At 68.3% G+C, this 16,981-nt stretch carries 14 protein-coding genes; 11 read left to right on the top strand and 3 right to left on the bottom strand.

All coding sequences use genetic code 11. The features are described 5' to 3' along the window. From GM672_RS11990 to GM672_RS11980, 3 genes are read right to left on the bottom strand one after another with little or no spacing between them, the layout of a single operon-like run. Positions 1-681, bottom strand: coding sequence for an ABC transporter ATP-binding protein (locus tag GM672_RS11990; protein WP_155470762.1), 681 nt, complete (start codon positions 679-681; stop codon positions 1-3). Positions 682-714: 33 nt separating this feature from the next. Further along, the gene (locus tag GM672_RS11985; protein ID WP_229417690.1) at positions 715-1,992 is read right to left on the bottom strand and encodes an efflux RND transporter periplasmic adaptor subunit; all 1,278 of its coding nucleotides are present in this window, start codon (positions 1,990-1,992) and stop codon (positions 715-717) included. Beyond that, positions 1,967-2,680 carry a thiol:disulfide interchange protein DsbA/DsbL gene (locus tag GM672_RS11980; protein WP_155470761.1) on the bottom strand — a complete coding sequence of 238 codons (714 nt, stop codon included), beginning with the start codon at positions 2,678-2,680 and terminating at the stop codon, positions 1,967-1,969. Before GM672_RS11980 ends, GM672_RS11985 begins: the two co-directional genes overlap by 26 nt. A gap of 364 nt (positions 2,681-3,044) precedes the next feature. On the opposite strand from GM672_RS11980, the gene GM672_RS11975 reads away from it, so the two are divergent. The 11 genes from GM672_RS11975 to GM672_RS11925 all read left to right on the top strand — a co-directional run. Continuing rightward, positions 3,045-3,203, top strand: a complete 159-nt coding sequence (locus GM672_RS11975) for a thiopeptide-type bacteriocin (RefSeq protein WP_155470760.1) — start codon at positions 3,045-3,047, stop codon at positions 3,201-3,203. A gap of 137 nt (positions 3,204-3,340) precedes the next feature. Next, a complete protein-coding gene (locus GM672_RS11970; RefSeq protein WP_155470759.1) occupies positions 3,341-4,912 on the top strand; it encodes a death domain-containing protein in 1,572 nt (523 codons plus the stop codon). After that, positions 4,909-6,534 carry a YcaO-like family protein gene (locus GM672_RS11965; protein WP_155470758.1) on the top strand — a complete coding sequence of 542 codons (1,626 nt, stop codon included), beginning with the start codon at positions 4,909-4,911 and terminating at the stop codon, positions 6,532-6,534. Before GM672_RS11970 ends, GM672_RS11965 begins: the two co-directional genes overlap by 4 nt. Before the next feature lies 1 nt (position 6,535). After that, complete coding sequence (locus GM672_RS11960) at positions 6,536-7,768, top strand: hypothetical protein (RefSeq protein WP_155470757.1); 1,233 nt, start codon at positions 6,536-6,538, stop codon at positions 7,766-7,768. Continuing rightward, on the top strand, positions 7,768-10,266 hold the full coding sequence (locus GM672_RS11955) for a lantibiotic dehydratase (protein ID WP_229417695.1): 2,499 nt from the start codon (positions 7,768-7,770) through the stop codon (positions 10,264-10,266). The genes GM672_RS11960 and GM672_RS11955 overlap by 1 nt, the downstream gene beginning before the upstream one ends. Next, the gene (locus tag GM672_RS11950) at positions 10,263-11,693 is read left to right on the top strand and encodes an MATE family efflux transporter (protein WP_155470755.1); all 1,431 of its coding nucleotides are present in this window, start codon (positions 10,263-10,265) and stop codon (positions 11,691-11,693) included. Before GM672_RS11955 ends, GM672_RS11950 begins: the two co-directional genes overlap by 4 nt. Then, entirely contained in the window at positions 11,693-12,823 is a 1,131-nt protein-coding gene (locus tag GM672_RS11945; protein ID WP_155470754.1) for a quinone oxidoreductase family protein, read from the top strand. Before GM672_RS11950 ends, GM672_RS11945 begins: the two co-directional genes overlap by 1 nt. After that, a complete protein-coding gene (locus GM672_RS11940) occupies positions 12,820-13,332 on the top strand; it encodes a hypothetical protein (RefSeq protein WP_155470753.1) in 513 nt (170 codons plus the stop codon). The genes GM672_RS11945 and GM672_RS11940 overlap by 4 nt, the downstream gene beginning before the upstream one ends. Before the next feature lie 20 nt (positions 13,333-13,352). Next, positions 13,353-13,892: a hypothetical protein gene (locus GM672_RS11935; RefSeq protein ID WP_155470752.1), complete on the top strand. Its 540-nt coding sequence runs from the start codon at positions 13,353-13,355 to the stop codon at positions 13,890-13,892. An 11-nt stretch (positions 13,893-13,903) separates the two neighbouring features. Beyond that, positions 13,904-16,327, top strand: coding sequence for an FtsX-like permease family protein (locus tag GM672_RS11930; protein ID WP_155470751.1), 2,424 nt, complete (start codon positions 13,904-13,906; stop codon positions 16,325-16,327). Further along, positions 16,324-16,981 (top strand): lantibiotic dehydratase C-terminal domain-containing protein (locus GM672_RS11925; protein WP_211517353.1); only part of this gene is annotated, 658 nt, incomplete at its 3' end. The genes GM672_RS11930 and GM672_RS11925, both read left to right, overlap by 4 nt.

Genomic DNA, 16,981 nt, shown 5'->3' with positions numbered 1-16,981 from the left:
TCACGCAGCCCTGGCCTGCCGGTCCTGGATGCGGCCGTCGTGCAGCCGCACGATGCGGCGCGCCCGCGCGGCGTATTCCGGCGAGTGCGTCACCATGACGATGGTGGTTCCTTCGGCATTGATGCGCGACAGGATCTGCATCACCTCGTCGCCATGGGCCGAGTCCAGGTTGCCGGTCGGTTCGTCCGCCAGCAGCAGGCTCGGTTCCGCCACCAGCGCCCGCGCGATGGCCACGCGCTGCTGCTGCCCGCCCGACAGTTGCGAGGGCCGGTGATTCATCCGGTGCAGCACGCCGAGTTTTTCCAGTACCCCCTCCACACGCTGGCGCCGTTCGCGGGCGGGCGTGCCGGCATACTTCAGTGCCAGCTCGACGTTTTCGTAAACACTGAGCTCGTCGATCAGGTTGAAGTTCTGGAAGATGAAGCCCACGCCGCTGCGGCGCATGGCATTGAGCTGGTCCTCGGGCAGGCCGGCCACATTGCTGCCCTTGAACCAGTATTCGCCCGAATCGGGTGCATCGAGAAAGCCGAGCAGGCCAAGGAGGGTGGACTTGCCGCAGCCGGAAGGACCGGTGATGGCGACGAAATCGCCCTTCTCGATCGTCAGGTTGATATCGCACAGCGCGGTGGTCAGCACGTCGTCGGTCGCGTAGACCTTGCTCAGGCGGGACAGTTTGATCATGGTGGCTCCAGTTTTGTCAGGGGGATGCCGCGTTTACCGTTGCAGCCGCAGGCGCTCGGCCTGGCCGTACGGCGCATAGGCGGAAATGAGGACGCGCTCGCCGGCGGCCAGCCCGCCCAGTACTTCGACCTGGCCGGCATTGCGCCGGCCCGTGCGCACTGGGCGGCGGCTGGCGTCCGTGCCATCGCCGGACAGTGCGTAGACCCAGGCGCCGCCGCTGTCGTTCAGGTAGGGGCCGTTCGGCAGCACCAGCGCCGGCTTGGGTTCGCCCAGGGTCAGGCGCACGTCGACGCTCATGCCGGGCTGCAGGCCGGCCGGCTGGCGTGCGAACAGCAGTTCGGCGCTGAAGCGGCGGTCCTTGACCTGGCGGTACACGCGGCTCACCTCCACGGCATGGTCGCTGCCGTCCAAGGTGGCCACGCCGCGCCGGCCCGGCGCCACGCGGTTCAGGTAGTACTCGTCGATGTGCGCGACCAGCTTGAACTGGGCATCGTCGATGCGGCCGACGCGCTGGTCGACCCGCACCGCCTCACCCACCTGCAGCGCGAAGTCGCTCAGCCGGCCGCTGGCCGGCGCCCGCATGGCCAGGCCGTCGAGCGTGGCATGGGCCAGCGCCATGCCCGATTCCAGCCGGCGCGTGGCCGCCATCATCGTATTCATGGCCTGCTGGCGCACGGCGAATTCACGGTCGCCCCCTTTCTGTTCGGTCTGCAGCTTGCGGCGCGCCTGTTCCAGCTTGTCGGCCGATTCTTCCAGCGCCACGTTGGAAATGAAGCCCTTGGCCGACAGTTCGCGGTTGCGGCGATACAGCTTCTCGGCTTGCGTCACGTCGAACTGCAGGTCGGCGATGCGGTCCGTATGCTCGTTGCGCGCGACCTGGAACGTCACCTGCAGGTTGGCCAGGTTGGAGAGCTGCTGCGCCTGTTCCGATTCGCGCTGCAGCAGTTCCATGCGCCGCTGCGGGTTCGACAGGCGAAACAGCAGGTCGCCCTTCTGCACGTGGGCGCCGTCGCGCACGTACACCTCTTCCACACGCCCGCCTTCCACCGCATCGAGCAGCACCTGGTTCAGCGCCTCCGCATTGGCGCGTACGACGACGTCGTCCGTGAATACGCCCCGTTCCACGGTCGCGATGCGCACGCTGTCGGCGGGTACGCGCACGCCGCGCGGTGCCAGGGCCCAGCCGGCAGCCGCCAGCGTGGCGCAGATGCCGGCCACTGCGGCCCAGCGCCGCCAAGGCCGGCGCGCTTGCGGGCGCCGCACATCCATGCCGGCGCCGGTGATGTCAATCGCTTCGCGCGGTGCGTTCATGTCCCGTTCCTCCCGCCTTGCTGTCCTGCCGCGCCCGATGCAGCAGGGTATCCATCATCTTCACCGTCGCCTCGTGGCTGCCGGCCACCGTCTGGCCCCACATCGGCATGGTCGCGCTCAGCATCGCCGGCGACGTCACATAGCGCCCGCCGATCACCACCGTCGGCACCATGGTCACGTGCATCGCCTGATGCAGCCGGGTGGCCTCGTCGACCCTGCGCTGCACGCCTGGTGACTGCCACGCGGCGTTGAAGCGTTGCGGCGTAACGCCGGCGCCGGCCGCGAACGTGGCGAGGGCCGCCTGGGTGTCGAGGGGCTTGCCCGCCTCGTGGATCTGGCGGAACAGCTCCCGGTCGGCGTCTTCGCCCATGCCCAGCGCTTCCATTACATAGAACATGCGCTGTTGCGGCAATTGCTGCGGGCGCATGCCGACGGGGACGCGGCGCAGCACGATGTCCCGCCGGTGGCGTGCCGCCCAGTCGCGCAGCGCCGGCTCGAACTCGTGGCAATGGGGGCAGCTGTACCAGAAAAATTCAACCACCTCGATGGGGCCGGGCGGCGGCGGTGGGGCCTGCAGCACCTGATAAGGGCGGGCCGGGTCGGCAGGCGCGCTCGATACGTTCAGCAGGACGGCGGCGCCGACGATGACGGCCGCCACGGGGATGAAATGTCGTCTTGAAAGTTGCATGGGAAATCCTATCAACTTTATTTAACTCAACAATTAGTAATCAGTAATCCGGATATTCCAGAGCCCGCTTGTACCTTGCTGGCAGGGCGGAAGTAATTAATGCCGTCCTATTGATGGAAGGGCAGGTTAGCACCGCGCGGGTCGCCGGATTTCATGAATTTGTATGAGTTATGCACGTATTTATCACTCTGCCGTAAACATATTTCCTTTCTGCAGTAAATCCCCTGTTTCATCCGGGTGTTTCACGATTTTTCGAAACTTTGTATAAGTTTTGCATATTGGCTTGTTTTCAAAAAAATCCTGAATTACGATTCCCCTGCACTTCATCGAGTGCTTCACTTTATCCACTACTAGGAGATTTAAAATGCAAAACGTTGACACCACCGTGGACCTGGACATCGACTTCGATTTCGAAATCCTGGAAACCAACGAAGCTACCGCCATGGAAGAAATGGGTGCTTCCTCGACCGTTTGCGCGGGCTCCACCTGCAGCAAGCAGAGCCTGCTGGCACGCGGCTGCTGATAGCCGTGTCTGCTTTCCGGGGCGTCGTCCAATAATGATGTCGAACCGGAACGAGCGCTGCCTCGCTGGCGCGAGCGCAGCGCATTCCCCCATTCCATTAATTGTCGCGTTCGCTATTGCAGATTACGGAGCGGAAAATGCTGACGACGAATTTACAGCCGGATGATATCTATATATTGCGGCCGGACATTTTCCTGCGCGGTGCCGAAGACCGGATTCATATTAAATATGCCGGCGACAATTACATCGTGCGCCTGCAGCCGGAATGCATCCGCAATATCTATCGGTTCTGCGACCTGCTGGACGGCGAGCGCTCACTGGGTGCGGCAATGGAAGATATTCCTTCCGCGCACCGGAGCTATATATTAAAGTTCCTGCAGTTTCTTGTTTCCAAATCCGCCGCCTTGCGGATCGAATCGCCGCTGGCGGAATCGCAGCTGGCGCCGGCCCAGGATGCGCTGCTGTATTTACGGTCGTTTGTCGACGACAGCGCCGCCGCGTTTCGCTGCTTTCTTGACGCACGAATCCTGCTCGCCGCCGGCGATTACGCTTTGACGAGCGCGATCAAGACCTTTGCCTGCCTGGGCGCACGCCGCCTGAGCGTGCTGCAACTGGGCGACGCCTGGCAAGCAAACGAATTGCAGGCCGTCTTTGCCGGCCTGGCCCGGTGGCCTGATGCCGCGCTCGACGTCGTCACCACACCCGGACCCGGGTACGACTGTGTGGTGCAGTGCGCCGATGGCCCGGCTTACCCTTTCGAACACCTGATGGCCGCGTTACCCGGGGCGCAGCACCTGGTCGCGCTGGTGGCGCACGGGCAGCTGTGCGCCCTACACGGCGCCGACCTGCCGCTGCTGGCGCCGCGCCATGCGGGAACGCCGGTGACGCCGCCCGAAGGCCTCTGCGCGGGTGCGACGGCGGCAATGATCTGCTTCGACCACCTGTGCGGCGTGCGGCTCCTGCCGACGGGGCGCTACCTGCACTTCGGCCTGGACGCCGACGTGCCGATGAACAGCGCCGGGCTGTATCCGCTGCGGCCCTTCGCCGAAGGCCGGCCCGGCGCCGATGATGCGATCGTCGTGGCCGCGCGCGCCGAAGAGCTGCTACGCACGCCCCTGTCGCCCTTGCGTTCGCCCGTCGAGCACACTCCGGACGGCAGCAGCATCAAGCTCTATACGTGCGAAGCGTGGCTGGCCGGCCGCGACACCCCCGTCACGCTGGCCAGCGCGGGCATGACGCGTACGCAATGCCTGGCCGAGGCGCTGGTGCAACTGGCCGACATCCACGGTCATTGGTTCTGCAACACGGCCCCGGCCGAGCGGGCAGCGATCGGCCGCTACCTGGCGCAGCTCGATACCGCACGGCGCGCCGTGGCACCGTTGCGCGCGGCGCCACCGGCATGGCGAGACGCGCCGGCCCTGTCCGCGCGCGAGCAATACCTGAATTTCTGCATCAACGCGGCCTACGGGACGCGGGTGCGCTGGGCCGACGTGCCGCTGGCAACGGCAGCATGGCCGCGCTGCGCCGTGCTGTGCGCGGGCGGCGCGACCATCTATTTACCGCACGATGGCGACACCAGCGCGGCCCAGCGCGAAGCGGGTCTGCTGGCGCTGTACCGCGCCCTGTGGCAAGTCGAGCAGGCCCCGGCGCGTGACATCATCCTGCCCGCGCAGCCGATCGACGCAGCGCAGCCGACGGAGGCATCGTGAGCGACGTGGCGCTGCTGACCGGGTTCGTGCGCCGTATGGCGCCCGCCGGCGCCGTGACCGTACTGGCGACGCCGTCGACGCTGGCGCTGCTGCCCGGCGCGGATGCGGCTTGCCAGGCGCAACTCGACGCATTCGCCGGCCAGTTCAGTGTCTTTCCCGCCTTCCAGCGCCGGTGGCGCTGGCACGCCATGCTGCAGGCGCAACTGGCGGCCCTGCTGGCACGGCTCGCCGCGCACGAACCGGAATGGGGCTGCGTCTACCTGTATCTGGAAGGCGCGTTCAGCAAACGCTACTTCCCCGCACCGGCAGCGCGCGCCACCGCCACGGGCCTTGCCACCGGCCGGCGCGACTGCCGCACGGGCACGGCCGATCTCGATGGTGCCGTGCGCGTGTTCGGCAACGCTTCGGCCCAGGGCCTGGTGTTGCAGCCCAGCCCGGGCGGCGACAGTTATCACTGCTACCAGCCGGCCACGGGCCTGCTGGGTATAGGCCGCGGCAGCACCGACCTGCAGCGCATGCGCGGTGCCGTGCTGGAATACTGCGAACGCTGGGCCGGCAGCACGATTCCGCCCACCGCGCGCCATGCCACCTACGCGGAACTGGGCGAAGCGGCGTGGCGTCCCGACCAGGTGACCGGCGTGCCGCCGGGGCAGATGGCGCTGCTGTTCCCCGGCTTCGATGCAGGGCAGCCCATGCATTGGCTGCCATGCCGTCTGGTGCACGCGGGTGTCGAACGCCTGCTGCCGCTACCGATGATCAATTACCTGCTGGCGCCCGAGCGGCCGTTCAGCCATGGCCAGAACAGCAACGGCTGCGCGCTGGGCAGCACGCCCGAGGAGGCGGCGCTGTTCGGCGCGCTGGAACTGATCGAGCGCGATGGCCTGCTGCTGGCGTGGTACAGCCGCTCGGCGCCACCCCGCTTCGCTGCCGCCAGCATCGCCAGCGCGCCGCTGCGGCAGCGTTACTGCCAGCTGGCGCTGGCCGGCTACGACGTACTGTGTTTCGACATCACCACCGAGGTCGCGCTGCCGGCCGTGATGGTGCTGCTGCTGGGCCGCGGCGAAGGGCGACTGGCCGCCTTCGTGACGGCGGCATGCCACCCCGACCCCGAAGAGGCGATGGCCGCCGCGCTGGGCGAAGCCCATTCGCTGGTGGGTGTCACGGAGCGCAACCTGGCGCGGCAGCGCCGCCGCCATGGCGACGACGCGCTGGACCACCTGCGCGACAGCGCCCAGGCCCAGTTCTATGGCTTGGCCAGCCAGCGCCACCACTTCGACTTCCTCGCCGCGGCACCGGAAACGCTGGCATGGCAGGACTTCGCCGCCGCCCACGCGCGCAGCGCGGACACGGCGCTGCGCGGTCCCGCCGCCGCCTGGCAGATGCTGTGCGCGCACGCCGCCCGTGCCGAATACGAACTCGTGGTGGCCGACATCACGCCGCCTGGCTTGCCCGCCCTCGGCCTGCACGGGGCCCGCGTCTTCATTCCCGGCACGCTGCCGCTGACCTTCGGCGACAAGCCCCTGTGCCTGCCGCCCGGCCGGCCGGCACGCGCCGCGCGCCATTGCGCATGGGTGGACGCCGATGCCGACCTGTCCCAACCCTTACTGCATCCACTGGGCTGACATGAACGCCTTCCATCCGGGCCGCTGCGCCATCGACGAATTCAGCTTCCGCTACCTGGCGCCGGCCGATGCCTGCGTCGACGCACGGGCGCTCGACCAGGTCGAACGCACCTACCAGGTCGGCGTGCCAGCCAATACGCACGACGACGCCGCGATCGACATCGCAATCGACATCGCGCCGCTGTTCCGCGCCCTCGTCCTGGGCCTGGCGCCGACCGGCAGCATGCGCGACCGGCTGCTGGCGCTGCTGCTGCAGGTGCACCAGCCGGCCACCGTCACGCCGTGCGCGGGCTATGGCGTGCATGCCAGCTACCCGTCGCCCCGCGCGTATTACCCGCTGCGCTTCGTGCTGCAGGAAGGCGCGGCGCGCTGGCAGGTTGACATGCGCACGCTGCGCCTGCGGCCGGAGTTCACGAGCGCTGCAACCGGCACGCCGCTGGCGCTGGAACTGCGCTGCGACTTCACCCGCTATGCACCCCTGTACAACCTATTCCGCAAATCGCTGTTCGCGCTGGAGGCGGGCCACTTCCTGTCCGAGCTGGCGGCACTGGCGCCCCACGCTGGCCTGCGCATCGTGCCGGTCGTGGGCGGCCAGGCGATCCGGCTCGACGTCCACGACGACGGCGCGCCCGGCGACTGGCGCGATGCGCTGCTGGCGCACCAGGGCTATGCGCGCGAACGCAACAGCGGCCGTTTCTACGGCGGCTTCTATCCGGCACCGTGCGTGTTCGGCCAGCGCCGCCTGGACGAGGTGCTGGCCGCGCTGGCTGCGGCGCAGGCGGCGCTGGCCGCCACCTTGCCGGGGGCGCCGGCCGTCGGCGTGCGGCTCTGCCTGCGCGCCGGTGATGGCGTGGCGGCCGGGGTCTACCGCATCGATGGCAGCACCATGACCTGTCTCGACGCGCGCGACCCCGTCGATGCCTGCGAACGCCACTACAACTACGACAACTTCAATTTCCGCACCGTTCCCGCCGTGCTGTTCCTGTGCGTGGACGAACTGGCCTATCACTGTCACGACGACACTTTCCTGGAGATGAACATGGCACTCGGATACCTGAACCAGCAGCTGATACGGCACCTGAGCGGGCATGGCCTGGTGGGCCGTCCGTTCCGCAGCTACGATCAGCTGGGCATCGACACGCTGCTGCAGACGCCGGCCGACGGCCAGCGGGCCTATTACGGCTTGATGGTGGCGCGTAACCGCTGCCGTGAAGCGTGGGGAGTGCTGCGGTGATGGTGCCTTACGCCGTGGTGCGCGCCAATAACCTGCCGCTCGATGCGCTGGACGGCCTGACCGGGTCCAACGCGGTGGAAGCGGCAGCGACGGCGCTGGCACACGAGCGCACGGTGCTGGCCGGGATGCAGGACGCCGTGTGCGATCGCCTGCACGAGCTGGCAGCCGCCGACGGCGCCCGCTACCGCCGTTATATCGACCTGCGCCGGGCCATCTTCAACGGCAGGCCGCTGGCCGATATCGCCGCCCGTCACGCCGGCCTGCTGGCAGGCGATGAGCAACTGCAGGCATGGCTGGACCGGGCCAACGCCGTGCTGCGCCAGGAAGCGGCGCTGGCGGCGCTGTTCGACCGGGAACTGCACGCGGCGCGCAAGTTCTCGCAGGCGCTCGCCACCGAGCCCCTGTTCTTGCAGGGCATGGCGATGACGCGGGCGCAGTTGTACGAGACGGCGCGCGCCTACAGCACAAGCGCCGATGTGGACGACAAGAAAAAGCTCAACGACGAAGAGACGATCCACCGCTACCTGGCGCGGGCCGTGACGAAGGTCAGCCCGTTTTCCACCTTCACGTCGGTGGGGTTTGCGCCTTTGGCACCAGCCGCCCCCGCATCGGCATCCCGCGCTTCGCTGTTGAACGGGCGCGCCACGGCCGGGCGCTACAGCCTGGACCGGGCCGGCTTCTTCAAGCTGTATGACCGCTTCGTGCTGCGCCACCGCGACCATTTCCGCTTTCGCCTGACCGGCAACCGCAGCGCGCGGGCGGATGGGCAAGGTCAGTATCAATGCGGCTACCTGTTCACGGACCAGCCGAAGTACTACGCCTACCGCACCACCTTCGTCACCGCCCGCGTGAAGTCGACTGCGCTGTTTACCGAAGGCGCCGATGCGCAAGGCTGGCTGCCGTGGTCCGTACTGGCGCAGCGACTGCCGGCCGGCACGGATGCGGCAGCGCTGCTGGAGAAGTGGCTGGTCTCGGGCCTGCTGCATGCTTCGCCCGAGCTGGACGACGAAGGCGGCGACCTGCTGCACCAGTTTGGCGCCGTGGCCCGGCGCGTGGCCGGCGACGACGCGGCGGCGCGGCCCGTAGCGCTGGCGCTGGACCGGATGGCCGGCGCCGTGGCCAGCCTGGAAGGCGCGGCCGGCCCTGCGCTGCTGGCCGCGCTGGACGACATCCATGCCGGCATGGCGCACCTTGCCACGCTGCTGGACTGCCCGCTGGTGAAGACGGCCGGGCTGGTGTACCACGACAGCAGCCTGCCCGACCTGGCGCCGCTGGACCATGCTGAGCTGGAAGGCTACGCACGCCAGATCGGCGAGTTCGTCACGCACTACCTGGGCGTCAACTTCCACAGCGGCTTCGGCGACGCACAGCTGGCCGCGCTGCGCGCCGCGATGCCGCCCGGCGAGCAGGTCGACGTGTTCGACTTCCACGAGCGCATGCAGCGCTGCATGGCGGCCGAGACCACCGGCCCGGCGCGCGGCACCTTGCCCATCCTGCGCCTGTACCAGCAGATCTGGGAGCGCCGCGACGAAGGGGAGATCGTGCTCGATCCGGTACCGGCGTCACGGCCGGGCAACGCCGGCGCGCGCCCTTTCGCGGCCTACGGCCACTTGTGCGGCGACTTCTTCGTGCTCAATAACATCGACAGCGGCTACCTGCGTTGTTTTTCCCGCTTCTTCACGTTTGCCGGCGACGGCGCCGTGCTGCAGGCCTGCAGGGAAAGTTATGGCAAGGTGCTGGAGCAGGCCTGCGATTTCTACGACAGCTTCGGCTTCAACACGGCGCTGCGGCCCCGCATCTGCAAGCGGCGCATCTGGCGCGACACGCCGACGGCGGCGCGGCCGGGCGACCTGGCCCTGGCCGACCTGGCGCTGACGTGGCCGGAGGGCACGCCTTATCCGCAACTGATCGACCGGCATACGGGCGAAGCCTTGGCCCTGCGCCAGAGCGGCCTGTTTACGAAGGAGCTGTATCCGAAGATCCTGGAAACGCTGCTGCGCCTGGGCATGGCCGACGCGCCCCGGTATTTTGCGTTCCGCTTCGGCGTGCACAAGGTTGTCAGCGACGCCGAGCCGCGCGAGATCGTGCGCATCGCCCGCGTGCGCTACCGCGACATCGTGCTCTCGCGCGAGCAGTGGTGGGTGCCGAAGGCGCTCCTGCCGGTACGCGCCGCCGGCGAGGATGCCTTCGGCTGGTTCACGCGCCTGGATGCGTGGCGCCGCAGCCATGGCATGCCGCAACGCGTCTTCATACGCCGGCACGAGGCCGATAAGGTACTCGACCGCGATGTCAGCAATGCCAAGAAGCCGCTGTTCGTCGACTTTTCCTCGCCCATCATGACGCGCATGATCGGGCGCATCTTCAATACGCCATTCGCCCTGCTGTCGATCGAGGAAATGCTGCCGGACGCGCAGGACGACCGCGCCCGGCACGGCGGCGCGCGCTATGCCCATGAAATCATTTTCGAATCGCTGGACCAAGCTGGGGACCTGCCATGAACAATATCGACTTTACGGCGGACGACGTCCGCAAATCCCTGTTCAATTTTTCCGTGCCGATGATGCTGCTGTCGGTGCTCGACTATATCGGCATGTTTGTCGCGCTGGGCTGGCTGATGGCGATGACGGACCTGCAGCAGCTGCCGGCGACCTTCCGTATCGCCGTGGCTGCCGTAGCACTGCTCGAGGCGCTGTTCACCGGCCTGCTGGCCGCCGTCTACGTGTATGCCAACCAGGCCTTCGGCCGCAAGGATCACGCGCAGGCGAACTACCTGCTCAACTTCGGCTTCGGCGTGGCAGCCATCATCGCCCTCGTCATCGCCGTCACGGGGCGTTTCGGCACGCAGTACCTGATCGCCGCGTTCGGCGTCGAGCCGCTGGTGAAGCAGCAGGTGCTGTCTTACCTGAACGTGTTCTGGCTGGGCTACCTGCTCGTCATCCTGCATATCTATGGCGGCCTGCTGGCACGCATGGCTGGTGCCGTGTCGGTGATCCAGCGCTTCAAGGTCGTCACGTTCGTCAGCAGCGTGCTGCTGTGCCCCGCCTTCATCTGGCTGGCCGGTCCGCTCGGCATCGGCGCGCTGGAGGCGTCCGCCGTCGCGCTGATGGTATCGCGCCTGGTGAGCCTGCTGGTGCTCCGCCGCGACATGGCGAAGCACGAAGTCTTCCCGTTCAAGCTGGGCATCGACTTCGTGCCGCGCAAGCTGTTCACGCAATGGGGCGAACTGGTCAAGCTCGGCGGCGCCGAAACCCTGAATTCGTTCTCGCTCAGTCTGTCGTTCTACCTGCTGTTCCTGCTGTTCTCGTTCTACGAGCCCGGCACGCTGGAGGCGGTGACGGTGACGCAGTACGTGACGGGTTTCTTCCAGACCGTCTTGATGAGCGCCATTACGACCATCATTCCGTTCACGGCGCAGAACGCGGGCGGGCGCAAGCTGGCAAATATCGGCACCGGCGTGCGCTGGATGGCCGGCGCCACCTTCGTGCTGGCCGCGCTGCCGATGATCCCGTTCATCCTGCTGGCGCCGCACTTCATCCACTTCTTCGTCAGCGACCCGGAGATCGCCGCGCGCGCCATCAGCTACGTGCGCATCACGTCGATTCCCTGGGCCGTGCTGATGGCGTCCTTCCCCTTCCTGTTCGCCATCATCGGCCTGGGCGACACGCGCGGTACCTTGCTGCTGACGATATGGTCCATGTACCTGTGCAACCTGGTGCCCGTCATCGTCATCCGCATGGCCTTCGGCGGCAGCCTCACTCTGGCGGCTTATGCGGAATCGGTGTCCAGCGTGCTGATTTTCGTCGGCTTCTACCTGTACTACGTGCGCAAGGAAAAACAGCTGGCGCGCGAATGGAACGGGGAGCAGGACCGTGAAGACACCGGCAGCCAGGGCGAAGGCAAGCTGGCCGCATCGGGAGCACTGTGATGCGCGCCCTGGTCGCCATGGGCGAGCGCTCGGCAAGCCAGGTGCGTGCGCTGGAAGGCTGCAGCGCCCAGCTGCACGGCAGCGTGGTGCACTTCGCGCTGGTGCAGCGGCCCGACATCGACTTCGATCCCGCCGACCCGGCGCATGCGCAGGACGTGCTGCTCAGGGTGCATGCGTTCTCGTGCAACTACCGCGAGAAGGGGCGCCTGTTGCAGGCGGCGCGTCGGCCCGAAGGCGGCTACCTGGTGCTCGGTTCCGAGTTCGCCGGCACCGTTGTCAAGGTAGGCAGCGGCGTGCAGGATCTGCAGCCGGGCGACCGGGTCTTCGGCGACGGCGCCGTCGATGCCACGTCGGCCCATCCCGGCCTGTCGACGCAGCGCGGCTCGCAGGAACTGCAGGTGCTGCCGCGCGCGAAGCTGATGCGCTTTCCCGCCACGATGCCGTTTGCCGATGCCGCCGCGTTCAGCGTCGGCGCGCAGACGGCGTATTCGATGGTGCGCCGGCTCCATCCGGCGCGCGGTGCCCAGATCGCCGTCACGGCCGCGACGTCGAACACGTCGCTGTTCGTGATCCAGGCGCTGGTGGCGCGCGGCCATGCGGTCCATGCGCTGACGACCTCGGCCGCTGCCGTGCCGCGCCTGCGCGCCATGGGCGTGAAGGACTGCTGCGTGCTGGCACGCTCGGAGGACGCGGACCCGGTGCTGCAGGACTACCTGGCCGCGCACGGCATGGCCAAGTTCGATGCTGTCGTCGATCCGTTCATGGACATCTACCTGCGCAAGCTGGTGCGGCACCTGCAGCGCGGCGGCAGCTACATCACCTGCGGCGTGTACCAGCAGTTCAGCGAGGAGGAGCCGGACGCCTTCATGGAACAGGGCTTGCCGCTGGCGGAGGTGTTCAGCCTGATCATCCGCAAGAACATCAGCCTGGTCGGCAATAACCTGGGCACGACGGGCGACCTGGCCGAAGCCCTGGCCGACCATGGCGCCGGCCGCCTGCCGGTGCCGCTGGACAGCGTCACGGGCCCAGGCGGGCTGGCCGGCTTCGTGCAACGCACGTGGCTGGTGCCGGGCCGCCAGGGCAAGGTGGTGTTTTCCTATGCAGCCGACGAGAGGGGAGGGCAGCCATGAACCGGTGGATCATGTGCTCGGCACTGGCCGTGCAGGCCACGGCGCAGGCCGCGCCGCAGACGATCCGCATCGATGCCGGCGGCGTCGAGCTGGAGCTGGTCGATGCGCCGATGGATGCCCCGTTCGAACTGAGTTACCGGGCCCAGGGCAAGTGCCAGCCGGAGGTGGCGATCACGCGCGAGAACAACGTCACCACGGCGCGTCACATCAAGAGCTGCCACGGCACCGGCGAGCATGAGGGCACCATCTTCACGCTGCGCATGTCGGCGCTGACGTCGTTCGAGCTGGAACTGACGGCCGGCGGCGTGTTCCTCAGTGGCGCCGGGCTGGAAAACTACCGCGACATGCAGTTCGCCACCCGCGTGGGCGGCATCAGCGGCGGCCGCCCGGACCTGCCGTGGCACACGCAGCGCAAATGGCTGGTCGGCGCCGAAGCGTCGGCCCGGCGCGACCGGGGCTGCTGCACCCTGGCCATCCGCGTCACGTATGGCGGCATCTCGGTACGTTGATTCAATCGAAGGAGAACACCATGAAACCCACGACTTCGGCCGCCCTGGCCGGCCTGATTTCCGCGGCAGCGCTGCCAGGTAGCGCGCTGGCCGTCACATTCGAACTGGGACGGGGCCATTTCGTCATCCGCATGGACGACACGATCGATACCTTCCACGTGGCGGCGCTGGAAGTGCCCGGCACCTGCACGCCGGCCCTGACGGCCGTGCGCAGGGACAGCGGCGCCTACGAAATCCAGGTCGATGCGGCGCAGTGCCGGCACGATCCGTACGGCGAGCTGCGCCTGAACCCGGCGTGGAGCAGCACCCTGACCGTCAACATGGCGGCCGGGCAGATCGACTTCACCGGCTCGACGATGCAGCAGCTGGCGTCGATCCACGCCCGGGTGGGCATTGGCGACATCTTCGGCCTGCCCGGCGTCCGCCGCAGCTGGCTGTTCGGCGCCGAACTGGACTCGCAGTTGAAGCCGGACGGCGTGGCGCTGCGCACTCAGCTGGGCGCCGGCCAGATCTCGCTGGCACCCGTAGCGGCAGCCCGGACGCCGGCATCGCGTTATTGAAAGGGACCATCATGCAACTCTCCGATTTCCGCGTGGGCTGGCGCCTGCTGGCCAAGGACTGGCGCTGGTCCGGCAGCGCCATCGCCGGCCTGGCCCTGGGCTTCGCCGCCTGCTTCCTGCTGCTTGGCTTCGTGATGCATTCGTTCAGCTACGACACCAGCCATCCCGATCCGGACCGGGTCCACCTGGTCAAGACCCGCTTCCATTTCCCCGGCGTGCCGGAGGAATGGTCGGAGCAGGCGACCCAGGCCCTGCGCGGCACGATCCTGCAGCAGCGCCTGCCGGCCGACGTGACGATGTATGCCCAGGTGCCGGCATCGCTGGCCATCGACGGCCAGGCCCATGCCGCCCAGGTGACGCTGGTCGATCCGGCATTTGTCGCCATGATGGGCGTGCGCACGCTGGAGGGCGATGCCACTGCGGCGTTGCGGCGGCCGGACAGCATCGTGCTGACGGTGACGGCTGCGAACAAGCTGTTCGGCCGCGCCACCGGCGTGGTGGACGAGCTGGTGACGGTGGCCGGCGAGCGCCATGCGGTCGGCGCCCTGGTGGCCGACCCGCCCAGCGCCAGCACCGTACCGTTCGAATTGCTGGCCGGCGCCGGCTCCACCTTGTGGGGCGGCCAGGACCGCGATGACGCCACGCAGAACTGGGGCCGACTGTTCGGCCGCGTCTACATCAAGCTGCATGCCGGGGCCGACCCGGCGGCGCTGACAGCGGCCTTGCAGCGCGCCTCCGATGCTTCGCCCCTGCACCAGCAGCTCGATCCGGCCTTCCTGGCGCAGCTGGGCGATAAGAAGCTGATGGATGTCGCGCTGGTGCGCCTGCGTGACGCCTACCTCGACCCGGACCTGGCCAAGGGCGCCGTGCTGCATGGCGACCGCCCCGTGCTGTTCGCCGTGGCCGCACTGGCCTTGCTGATCCTGCTGCTGGCGGCGATCAACTACGTCAACCTGGCAACGGTGCGCACGCTGCGGCGCCAGCGCGAGATTGCCATCAGCAAGGTCCTGGGCGCGCCGGCCGGGCAGGTGGTGGCGCAGTTCCTGGCCGAGTCGGTGCTGATCGCGCTGGCGGCCACGGTGATCGGCCTGCTGTGCGCATGGCAGCTGATGCCGCTGTTCGGCGAACTGATGAATCGTCCCATCGGCGCCTTCCTCGACCTGCCCGCGGTGGCGGCCTTCCTGGGCCTGGGCCTGCTGACGGGCGTGCTGGCCGGCCTGCATCCGGCCTGGGTGGCACTGCGCGTCAAGCCGGCCGCCGCGCTGGCGGGGCGGCATGACCAGGAAACCCCCGGCGGCCTGCGCGCACGGCGTGCGCTGACGGTGCTGCAACTGGCCAGTGCGATGGCGCTGGCCAGCATCACGCTCAGCGTGGCATGGCAGACGTACCACGTGCTGAGCGCCAGCCCGGGTTTCGACGCCCGCTCGAAACTGGTGATCGACGCGGGAGCGCCGTTCGCAGCGCCCGATCCGCGCGTGCGCTCCTTCGTCGAGGCGGTGCAGCGCCTGCCGGGCGTGAACGGCGTCGGCCAGAGCCTGGAAGCCGTGGGCCGCCAGGACATCGTGCAGAAGGGCGCGCTCCGGCGCGACGGCGCCGCGCCCATCACGATCGAATGGAAGGGCATCTCGCCCACCTTCCTGTCCGTGTACGGCGTGCGGCCGCTGGCCGGGCGCCTGCATGAGGAACGGCGCGATGCGGAGGTGAAGGAGGACGAAAAGGCGGCCGGCCTGGTGCTGTCGGCATCGGCCGTGCGTGCGCTGGGCTTCGCCACGCCGCAGGATGCGGTGGGCCGCACGGTCGACGGCGACGGCAAGGCCTACCAGGTCATCGGCGTGGTGCCGGACCTGCGCTTCCAGAGCCTGCGCGAGGAAGCATCGCCGGTGGCGTTCCGCCTGAGTCGCAGCACGCCCGTTCTGACGGTGAGCTTCCAGGGCAGCGCGACGGCGGTCGAGGCGGCCGTGGAGGCGGCATGGCGCCGCTATCTGCCCGACAAGGCCTTGCAGATGACGCGGCAGGAATCGCTGCTGGCGGCGCACTATGCGGACGACGTGCGCAGCGTCAAGCTGCTGGCGGGCGCCGCGCTGCTGGCGATCGCCATCGCCGCCATGGGCGTGTATGTGCTGTCGGCCTACAGCGTGCAGCGGCGCACCCGCGAGATCGTGCTGCACCGGCTGTTCGGCGCCGGCCGCGCCGACATCGTGCGTCTGCTGGGCCGCGAGACCTTGCTGCTGGTCGCCATCAGCGCGGTGGCGGGCATTCCGCCAGCGCTGCTGGTGGTACGCCACTACCTGGCCGGCTTCGTCGACCACACCCCCAACTGGGGTTGGGCCGTCGTGCTGGCCTTCGTCATCGCCGCGCTGGTGGCGCTGGCGTCGGTATTGCGCGGCATCGGCGTGGCGCTGGCGCTGCGTCCCAATGCGGCGCTGCGCACATGAACGCCGTACTGAAGGAAGCGCATACAGCGCCGGCCTGGACGTCGCTGCACGTGTTCATCCACGACTTCTCGCGGCTCGATGCCTTCCTGTGCGAGTGCCTTGCCGGCATGCCGCGCGAGTTCCTGGCCGACGCCTTTTTCGTCCGCTACTGGCTGGGCGGGCCGCACGTGCGCATCCGTTTCCGGAACGCGGATGCAGCGCCGGCGCTGGTAGCGCACGTGCGCGCGTGGCTGGCCCGGAACGCCTTCGCCTCCGACCTGGAGCCGGACAGCTATTACCGGCGCTTCGCCTCGCAGCTGCACACCGAGCCGCGCCACTACTGGCACGGCAACGGCGAGCTGCATTACATCCCCTATGAGCCGGAGGTGGCGCGCTACGGCGGCCCGGCCGGGCTGGCGCCGTGCGAGCGCTACTTCGTCGACGACAGCAATGCCGTCCTGGCGCTGCTGCGCGGGCATGCCGGCGCGCCGATGGAGAAAATCCTGCTCGGCTGCTGCCTGGTGCACTACGAAGTGCTGGCGCAGGCCGGCCTGCTCGACGCCTATCTGGCGGCGTGCCACGACGTGGCCGGGCAGGGCAACCTGGGCGCGTCATTGCGGGCGCGGATGGGCGCCGCGCTGGAGGGCGCCATGCCGGGCCTGCGTGCCGCCAGCG

Origin of the sequence: Pseudoduganella buxea (assembly GCF_009720835.1) — a bacterium.
In the GTDB taxonomy this organism is placed as follows: domain Bacteria; phylum Pseudomonadota; class Gammaproteobacteria; order Burkholderiales; family Burkholderiaceae_D; genus Rugamonas; species Rugamonas buxea.
Note: the sequence above shows the minus strand (reverse complement) of the source record. Positions and strands in the feature narration are given on the sequence as shown.